The sequence below is a fragment of the Pararcticibacter amylolyticus genome (assembly GCF_003130405.1).
In the GTDB taxonomy this organism is placed as follows: domain Bacteria; phylum Bacteroidota; class Bacteroidia; order Sphingobacteriales; family Sphingobacteriaceae; genus Arcticibacter; species Arcticibacter amylolyticus.
Map to the genome: position 1 here is coordinate 273,315 of NZ_QEAS01000003.1, position 7,362 is coordinate 280,676.

At 47.0% G+C, this 7,362-nt stretch carries 5 protein-coding genes; all 5 read right to left on the reverse strand.

Translation table 11 applies throughout. The features are described 5' to 3' along the window. Positions 1-190: 190 nt before the first annotated feature. Positions 191-2,398, reverse strand: a complete 2,208-nt coding sequence (locus tag DDR33_RS05565; protein WP_109414769.1) for a S9 family peptidase — start codon at positions 2,396-2,398, stop codon at positions 191-193. Between the two features lie 21 nt (positions 2,399-2,419). Beyond that, positions 2,420-3,301, reverse strand: coding sequence for an AraC family transcriptional regulator (locus DDR33_RS05570; RefSeq protein WP_109414770.1), 882 nt, complete (start codon positions 3,299-3,301; stop codon positions 2,420-2,422). Positions 3,302-3,504: 203 nt separating this feature from the next. Further along, complete coding sequence (locus tag DDR33_RS05575) at positions 3,505-4,752, reverse strand: NAD(P)/FAD-dependent oxidoreductase (protein WP_109414771.1); 1,248 nt, start codon at positions 4,750-4,752, stop codon at positions 3,505-3,507. Between the two features lie 28 nt (positions 4,753-4,780). After that, positions 4,781-5,782: a 4-hydroxyproline epimerase gene (locus DDR33_RS05580; protein ID WP_109414772.1), complete on the reverse strand. Its 1,002-nt coding sequence runs from the start codon at positions 5,780-5,782 to the stop codon at positions 4,781-4,783. Continuing rightward, positions 5,783-7,362: aldehyde dehydrogenase (NADP(+)) (locus tag DDR33_RS05585; protein WP_317047417.1), on the reverse strand; the 1,580-nt coding region annotated here is incomplete at its 5' end.

Sequence of the window (7,362 nt, forward strand, 5' to 3'; positions counted from 1 at the left end):
TCGTACCAAGTGTCATATATTTGTTTAGAGCAGTAAGCAAACAGATACCGGCTTTTGGCATGCCCAATTTACTCCGCCCCCTCTTTAAACCAAAATTTTCAGGTTAAAGCACCAACCCTTATGCAGCTATAACCTTTAAACTCTCCACTTTAACCCCAAACTTATAACTTATTACTTACTACTTACTACTTCATTTCCCTCCCGGAGGGCAATACTGTTTCAGGAAGTTCGTAAACAGTGTGGAAAGATGCTTACCCGTACCCTCACCTTCTGAAATAGAATGTGTACGGTTGGGGTACGACATCAACTGGAACTGTTTGTTGTATTTCACAAGTTCGTTAATTAACAGCTCTGCATTCTGATAATGAACATTATCGTCACCGGTACCGTGGATATATAGGAGATTCCCCCTAAGTTCCTTTGCGTGAGTGATAGGAGAGCCCTGGATAAATGGCTTTGCATCTTCCGCTGGATTTCCCATATAGCGCTCCTGGTAAATATTGTCATAGCTCTGCTGATTGGCAACTGCGGCAACCGAGATCCCTGTTTTATAAATGTCAGGATACTGGAACAGGAGGTTTAGTGTAGATGATCCTCCGCCGCTCCATCCCCATACAGCAACGCGTGAGGAATCGACAAAAGGCCATTTTAAAATTTCTTTTGCGGCCATAGCCTGGTCGCGGATATTCAGGATCCCGATGTTTTTATAAATAGACTTGCGCCATTCTCTTCCCTTAGGAGCAGGGGCACCGCGGTTTTCTACCGAAATATAGATATAGCCATCTTCTGCCATATTCCCGTCATACAAACGGTTAAAGCCCGTGCCATAAGAATCTGTTACCGTTTGCCCGGCAGGCTCTCCATACACATAAAACAGTACCGGGTATCTTTTTGACGGATCAAAGTTCAATGGCTTGACCATCCAGCCATCCATATCCACACCATCTGCCGTTTTTACTTTAAAGAACTCTACCTTATTCCTTTTTGATGTTTCCATAGCCATCGTTTTACCCACGACCTTATGATCCGGAAGGCTCACAACTTCTGAACCAGGATAGACCGACGCACTTGAAAAAGAATGAAATGCCATCTTTCCGTTAGGTGATAACATGTAGCCGTTGGTTCCTTTAAAGGAAGCAGGAGTAACACGCTCCGCCTGCTTTTTTCCGCTAAGGCTTACCCTGTAAAGATAAGACTGGGTGGCATTGTCAGGGGAAGCATCGAAATATATATAGCCGTTCTTTTCATCAATCAAGCCAATGCCGGTAATATCGTAATTCCCCTTAGTGATCAGTGTTTCTTTTCCGTTACGGTCTACCCGGTAGATATGCCTCCAGCCGTCTTTCTCGCTTACCCAAATAAACTCTTTTCCTCCCGCTATCCATTCCCAGCCCGATGGATCATCATCATTCCAGCGGCTTTTTATATCGATCCATGCTTTATCCTGTTCTGTATATAACGTTTTTACTGTTCCGCTCCCCAGGTTGCAGAGCATGACCTTACTTTCATTCTGTTTACGGTTCAGTTGCTGAATGATGAGCTCGTTCTGGTTCGTAGTCCACTCCATGCGGGGAATATAATGCTGCACAGCATCTCCCGGTACTTTCACCCATTCAACGCTTCCTCCGTCTGCTCCCACTACACCAATCCTGCAGGCACTTGGATCCTGTCCGGCCTTCGGATACTCTACGGGCACGTTGAAAGAATAAATGGAATCTGTGGTGTTCAGCATCAGGTAATTCCGGATTTTTGTCGCATCAATTTGCCAGAAGGCGATCTTCTTGCTGTCCGGAGACCATCTGAAGCCATCCCGGCATCCGAATTCTTCCTCATATACCCAATCAAAGGTTCCGTTGATCATGCGATCGGTACCGTCAGTGGTCACCTTTGTCACTTTTCCGCTCGCGAGCTCTTCTGTGTAGATATTATGCCGGCTCACGTAGGCAGCCTTGCTGCCGTCCGGAGAGATTTTCGCAAACATGAGGGATGATGCAGGCAAACCCTTTCCCAACTGCCTGAGAGCACGGGAAGCAATATCATACACATAATAATCGCCACGGGTATCATATCTCCAGACCTTCTTCGTGTTGGTCATAATCAATACCTTTTTCCGGTCAAGCGAAAATAAAAAACGCTTTACAGAAACGGGAACGCCGTTTCCAGGCAAGGTTAATGCCTGCTTATCAATAAAAACGGTCTTGGTTCCCGTTCTCATATCCGTTCCGGTGATCCCTTCCGGATCTGCGGAATAATAGGAATAACCATCCTCCGACCATTGAGTCACCTGCCTGGCCTGGCCGGAAACGGAAATACTTACTGACTGAAAAACAACGGAAAGGCCAAGGACCAGTACAACCTTAGCACTGTAACTTTTTAATCTCTCTGAAATAGAATACATTTTAATAAGTAAAGTATACCGCTAACCTACGTTTTTTAAATAATTATCTATGTATTCACGTGGAGAATTTCCTATAATACTTTTAAATACCCTGTTAAAATTGGTAATGCTGTTGAAACCACAATTATATGCCACTGCTGAGATACTGTCGTACATACCATTCGTCAGTCTTTTACAGGCCTCGTTGATGCGCGTTTCATTCAGGAATGAGATAAACGTATGCCCCGTATGCTTTTTAAAGTACCGGCAGAATGCCTGGGGGGTCATATGGGCAGCATCTGAGACATTTTCGAGCGTAATGTCTTTACTGTAGTGCTGCAAAATATAATTATAGATATTACTGATCCTGATTCCTTCATTCTCACTGAAAGAAGCAGCATTGCCAAATGAAGAAAGAGGCTGAAGCTTCACCTTCATCTTGCTCAGGAACTTCAGAAGGAGAAAGAATTGCATGAGCTGGTCAGGTCCGCTGGCATCCTGGACTTCCCGCATCTGCATAGAGACCTCTTCAGCATACATGGAAGGAACCTTGAATCCCTGGGCGTTCTGATCAATAAATGCCTTAAACGACTTCATCTCCGGAAGACCAAACAAAGATGCCAGCGGACCGCATGGGTTAAAAAACAGCATCAGGGAACTGGCCTTTTTGCTGTCGTCATTTCCGAAATACTCCGGGTTGCTTTTGAATAAATGCGGTTGATTCGGACCAACGAAATAAATCTCTCCCGGTTTAAATCCATGCATATTATTTCCGGCTACTAAAGTCCCCTCTCCCTCCTGGATCCATGCTATCTGCGCCTCGGTATGACGATGAAGATAGGGATAGAAATGCGGGAGATGGTCTTGCTGCACTATTACACTTTTGTCGTGAGCTACAGGAATGGTGAATTGCAATACTTTCATAGAGTGCTCGGATTTTGATGAACTCAATTTACAAATATTACCTCATTATTAAAAGAGTATTAATCTAAGCGGTTAAAATATGAGAAGTCTTTGTTAATTTAAGGTTAAAAAGGCCTTTCAGACAATTATGAAGGACGTTTAAATAAAAAAAGAGCCCTCCGTTTCCGAAAAGCCCTTCAACATCACAAAATATATTCCTCTTCTCAACTAAAGCGGTCAGGAGAGAATGCTTTTATGTCAATATCTGTGCTTTTTTCGCTTACAATCTGGCTTACCAGCTTACCGGTTGCCGGACCGAGACTCAATCCCATCATTCCATGTCCTGTAGCTATGGTCATGTTTTTATATTTTTTAGCACGTCCGATGTAGGGCAATCCATCCGGAGAAGCCGGCCTGAAGCCAAACCATATATCCTTTTCAGCAGGTAACACGGGGCGAAGGTCAGGGAAGTACCGAGGGATGGCTTCAACGATTCCCTTCACCCGGTTCATATTTATTCTGTTGTTTATCCTGTCTATTTCCATGGTGCCCCCATAACGGATGCTGCCGTTCATGGGCGTAATGGCAACCCTGGCTTCGGCTAATAACGCGGGGATCTTCATCCGTCTTTCAGGTTCCTTCACCATAAAGGAATATCCTTTCCCCGGCAGCATAGGTACTTTCAGGCCGGCCAGCCGCGCAATCGATGGAGACCAGGAACCTCCGGCAATAAGATAATGGTCGGCCAGCCACTGTTTATTCCCTGCCCGAACAGCCGAAACAGCGCCGTTTTGTGTTTCAATATCTGTCACCTCATGTTCCCTCACAATTTCAACACCACGTGACTCCAGGAGCCGGGTTAATCCCTCCATGAGCTGGTTGGGATATAAATGAGCATCACAACGATAATGAACGGCTCCCAAAACTTCCAGATTAAGACCGGGCTGCAATGCTTTACACTCGGCAGCACTGAGAATGCCCATATCCAGACCAAGTTCTTTGCCTTTCTCCGCGAGATGAGCCTCTTCCTCAGCTGCTTTTTCTGTTTTGTAAAACATCAGGATTCCCTTCTCCTCAAGGCCGAAAGAAAAGTCTGCACTTTTATCAAGCTCTTCGTAAAGCTTCTTGCTGAGCAAAGATATATCACGAAGAGGAGCTGCCGACTGTTGTACATGAGCCGGGTTAGCCTTCTTCAGGAACTTCATTCCCCAGGAAAACAGGTCAGGATTAAGTGAAGGCCGGACATAAAAAGGACTTTTACTGTTAAACATCCATTTAATACCCTGCTGGATCATACCCGGAGCCGCCAGTGGTATAAAATGACTGGGAACAATCATTCCGGCATTGCCGAAAGAACAATTGTCGCTAAGGTTTCCTTTTTCAAGGATTGTGACTTTGAACCCTGCTTCATTCAAATACTTCGCTGAACATAAGCCGATAATTCCGCCACCAATGATAATTACACTTGCCATTATGATAATTTATAGGATAACGGGCAGGTTATAATACCTGAAATCCATGTGCGTATGGATCGTCGTCATCAATTTTAATTGTATTATATCCATAAATTTTCGCCCATCCCTCTATACTCGGAATAATCGCCTCATACTCTCCGAGAGTGACCACATCTTCTACCCTGCCGGTAAACTTACTGCCGATAATACTCTCATGTACAAAGACATCCCCCTTTTTCAATTTTCCTTTGGCAAACCATTGAGCCATTCTGGCCGAGGTCCCGGTTCCGCATGGTGAACGGTCTATTGCCTTTTCGCCATAAAAGACAGCGTTACGGGCAGTAGCATCAGAAGAAAGAGTTGCACCAGCCCACAAGATATGGGAACACCCGTTTATTGTGGGATCCAGGGGATGCACAAACGTATACTTTTCGTTGATGCGCTTCCTCAGCTCCCGGCTCCAGGCAATCAGTTGCCCGGCAGTGAAGTGTTCCAGTCCGCTAAAGTTAGGCTGCGGATCCACTATGGCATAATAGTTTCCTCCATAAGCCACATCCACGGTGAGCAGTCCGAGATCAGGGCATTCTACTTCAAGGCTTTCGGCCGCCAGGTAGGATGGAACATTCCGCAGTTTTACGGAAAGCACCTTCTTTCCTTCCTGTTTATAGTCAATGATAACAAGCCCTGCAGGTGCCTCCATCCTTATTGTACCCGGAACTCTTGGGCTGATGAGGCCCTCTTCTATGGCAATTGTAATGGTTCCGATAGTTCCGTGCCCGCACATGGGCAGACAGCCGCTGGTCTCAATAAATAAAACGGCGACATCATTTTCCGGGTTATGAGGTGGATAGAGGATGCTCCCCGACATCATGTCGTGCCCCCTGGGCTCATACATCAGCCCGGTTCTGATCCAGTCATATTCTTTTAAAAAATGTTGCCTTTTCTCACTCATATTAGTCCCTGCGAGATTAGGCCCTCCACCGGCCACGAGCCTGACAGGGTTTCCGCAGGTATGAGCATCTATACAAAAAAAAGTTTTACCAGCCATTTAGTCTTTAGTCCAGTTGTTATTTACTTTCCGCCAGATCGCAAGCGGGTTTCCATCCTGCAGTTCAGGCGGCAAAAGTTCGTTCTTCCAATCCTGCCATGCCAGCGGCCTGACAAAGCGATAAACAGCGTCAGACCCCACGGACGTGAAACGACTGTCATTGGTGGCCGGAAAAGGGCCGCCATGTTGCATCGCATGACATACCTCAACACCTGTAGGCACTCCGTTCAAGATAATTCTGCCTGTTATCTGGCTTAAAGAATCGATCACATCCGTGTATGTTTCCAGTTCTTCCTCCTCCCCCATTATCGTTACCGTTAGCTGCCCCTCGAGGGAAGCTACAACCTGCTCCAGCTCGGCCTCGTCCTCCGCAAGTACCAAAAGCGAATACGGACCAAATATCTCTTCCCTTAAACGGGGATTTGAAATAAATTCAGTCGCCGTCACTCCCGCCAGAATAGCAGCGGACTGGCTAAATTCTGCGGTTCCGCTCTTTTCTGAACGGGCAAACAGCGATACCCCCTTTTCCTGAAGGACTTCTTCCGACAAAGTATGGTAGTTCTTGCATATACCAGGCGTCAGCATTGTCGCTGAGGGGATTTCAGACATTAATTTACTAAGTTCTGATATAAAGCTGTCAAGCCCCTCACTCTTTATCCCTAGCAGAAGTCCGGGATTGGTGCAGAACTGCCCCGCTCCGAGCGTGATGGAAGCGGCATATTTTGAAGCAAGTTCATGCGGGCGTTTTTGCAGTGATCCGGGGAGGAGAACCACGGGATTTATGCTTCCCATCTCCGCAAATACGGGAATTGGGGTAGATCTTTCCGCAGCCAGTTTTGCGAGAGCCATCCCTCCCTTGTAGGAACCAGTAAAGGTTACCGCTTTCGTCAGGGGGTGCCCGACCAGCACTTCTCCCACCGAATATCCCGAATCATAAAGCATCGAGAAAACACCCTCCGGCATACCGGTTGCGGCGGCTGCCTTCAAAATTGCTGCGCCTACAAGAGCACTGGTACCGGGGTGTGCAGGATGAACCTTCACGATCACCGGGCACCCAGCTGCCAGTGCGGACGCGGTGTCACCCCCGGCTACAGAAAACGCCAGGGGAAAATTACTTGCACCGAAAACCACGACCGGCCCTACAGGATTTAACATTTTTCTGATATCCGGTCTCGCCAAAGGTTTACGATCTGGCTGGGCCGTATCTATCACCGCATCCACCCAGGACCCTTCTTCCACCAGGCTGGCAAAAAGATTAAGCTGCCCGGTTGTCCGGCCCGTCTCACCCGATATACGCGCTTCAGGCAGACCACTCTCGGCAACAGCCCTTTCCGTCAGAACTGCACCAAGCGCACTGATCTCAGCAGCAATTGCTCTTAAAAATGCAGCACGCCGTTCGTTTCCAACGAGCCTGTATTCTTTAAATGCCCCCTGAGCCGCTTTCAGCGCATCATCTGCATCCTGTTCTGTCGCCGGATAAAAATCTCCGGGCAAACTTTCACCCGTCGCCGCGTTGATAGCGTGAAAGACCCTGCTTTCTGAAGATACATAACGGCCCGCTACTATATTCCGTCCATCCA